At 64.2% G+C, this 2,090-nt stretch carries 2 protein-coding genes; both read left to right on the top strand.

Translation table 11 applies throughout. The annotated features are described in order from the left end of the window. The first annotated feature begins 124 nt into the window (after positions 1-124). Entirely contained in the window at positions 125-1,432 is a 1,308-nt protein-coding gene (locus ABZ293_RS42000) for an IS256 family transposase (protein WP_355189916.1), read from the top strand. Positions 1,433-1,539: 107 nt separating this feature from the next. Further along, positions 1,540-2,058 carry a hypothetical protein gene (locus ABZ293_RS41995; RefSeq protein ID WP_355189915.1) on the top strand — a complete coding sequence of 173 codons (519 nt, stop codon included), beginning with the start codon at positions 1,540-1,542 and terminating at the stop codon, positions 2,056-2,058. The last annotated feature ends 32 nt before the right edge of the window (positions 2,059-2,090 follow it).

Here is a 2,090-nt window from a genome sequence, read left to right as displayed (position 1 = left end):
GAGCAATGCTCAGAACCTGTGGTTGACCGGGAAGGAGTACCTTCCCGGATGATCTTCGAATCCAGGATCTGATCAGTCCGGCGCGCCAACGCCGGGCGGGAAGGTACGTCCCTTGCTCAAGGTAATCGACGGTGGTGCCGAGTCCAATCGAGACGGTGTGGTGGCCGGGGTGTCGCGTTCACCGATCGACGAGATCGTGCGGGAAGGTGCCCGCCGGATGCTCGAGGCGGCGTTGCTGGTCGAGGTCGCCGCGTATGTCGAGCGGTTCGCCGACCAACTCGACGCAGATGGTCGAAAGCTGGTCGTGCGCAATGGCTACCACAGCGAACGGCAGGTTTTGACCGCCGCCGGCGCGGTGACGGTGAAGGCGCCGCGGGTGAACGACAAGCGTGTCGATGCCGAATCCGGTGAGCGGCAGCGGTTTTCCTCGGCGATCCTGCCCGCGTGGGCACGTAAGTCGCCGCAGGTCACCGAGGTGTTGCCGCTGCTGTATCTGCATGGGCTGTCCACCGGCGACTTCGGTCCGGCGCTCGAGCAGTTCCTCGGCTCCGGTGCGGGGTTGTCAGCGGCGTCGATCACCCGGTTGACCGCCCAATGGCAGGACGAAGCCCGCGCGTTCGCGCAGCGAGACCTGTCCGGCACCGACTACGTGTATCTGTGGGTCGACGGAATCCACACCAAGGTGCGCCTCGAGCAGGAGAAGTTATGCCTGCTGGTGATGATCGGGGTCCGCGCCGACGGCCGCAAGGAACTCGTTGCCATCGCCGATGGCTACCGCGAATCGACCGAGTCGTGGGCGGATCTGCTGCGGTCGTGCCGCCGCCGCGGCATGACCGCGCCCGTCCTGGCCGTCGGTGACGGCGCGCTCGGGTTCTGGAAGGCGCTGCGCGATGTGTTCCCCGAAACACAGGAACAGCGTTGCTGGTTTCACAAATCGGCGAATGTCCTGGCCTCGCTTCCGAAGTCGGCTCACCCGGGTGCGATAGCGGCGATGAAGGAGATCTACAACGCCGAGGATATCGACAAGGCGCAACTCGCGGTCAAGGCGTTCGAAATCGACTACGGCGCAAAGTATCCCAAAGCAGTTGCGAAAATCACCGGTGACCTCGACGTGCTGCTCGAGTTCTACAAATACCCGGCCGAGCATTGGATTCACTTGAGGACCACAAATCCCATAGAATCAACTTTCGCTTCGGTGCGGCTGCGAACCAAGGTCACCAAGGGGCCTGGCTCACGAGCGGCGGGAATCGCCATGGCCTACAAGCTGATCGAGTCCGCCCAGACCCGCTGGCGCAAGGTCAACGCTCCTGAACTTGTTGCCCTCGTCCGCGCCGGAACGCTGTTCCATAAAGGCAAACTGCTCGAACGCCCCCGCGACATCACACCAGCGTCATCCGGCCCGGCCGACACCACCGGAACAGAGGTCGCCTGACTGCCGACGCGGCATAGCCCGCCGCAGCCTGCACCGAGTCGGGAAAACGGCTTGCTCCCAGCTGTGAGCGTCCCGATGATGGACAGATGCGCCTTGTCTTCTCACCGATGGACGGCGGTCGCCGCCGTGTCGTGGTGCACCGCGGCGACAACGTGACCTTGGAGATGCGCTCCTACGATCGCAAGTTCCGGGTGCCCCACGACCTTGCGCATGCCGTCACCGAACGCGAGCTCAAGCTTAGCGCCGGTGTCTTCGGCTGCATCGCGGCCGGAGCCGTCTTCTCCTCCATGCGCGTGCTCACCGGCTCGCCACGCCACGACGCGGCCACTCGCAGCGTCGACATCCTCAAAGCCAACACCCGCTCGATCAGCGTCGCCGAGGTGCTCAGCGGCATTGTTCACGACTCCGTCGAAGGCACCTCGACCGCGCCGTTGTTCGCCAAGGCGCAAGAGGCGTGGGGAATCGTGGAAGAACGTCCATTCCCCTACACCCAAGCCACACTCACCACAGCGGCGCACACCCTGAACACGCTGGCCGAACGCTGGAGTAGCCTCACGCCCGGCGAAGAACTCGAACTCACGTGGCCCCAAGCCCTTACCGCGTCGATCCCGACCGCCCGCCGCTGAGCCAATCAATCCACAACTCTTGACAATTGCTC

The organism is Nocardia sp. NPDC005998, from assembly GCF_040614395.1.
Taxonomy (GTDB): domain Bacteria; phylum Actinomycetota; class Actinomycetes; order Mycobacteriales; family Mycobacteriaceae; genus Nocardia.
Note: the sequence above shows the minus strand (reverse complement) of the source record. Positions and strands in the feature narration are given on the sequence as shown.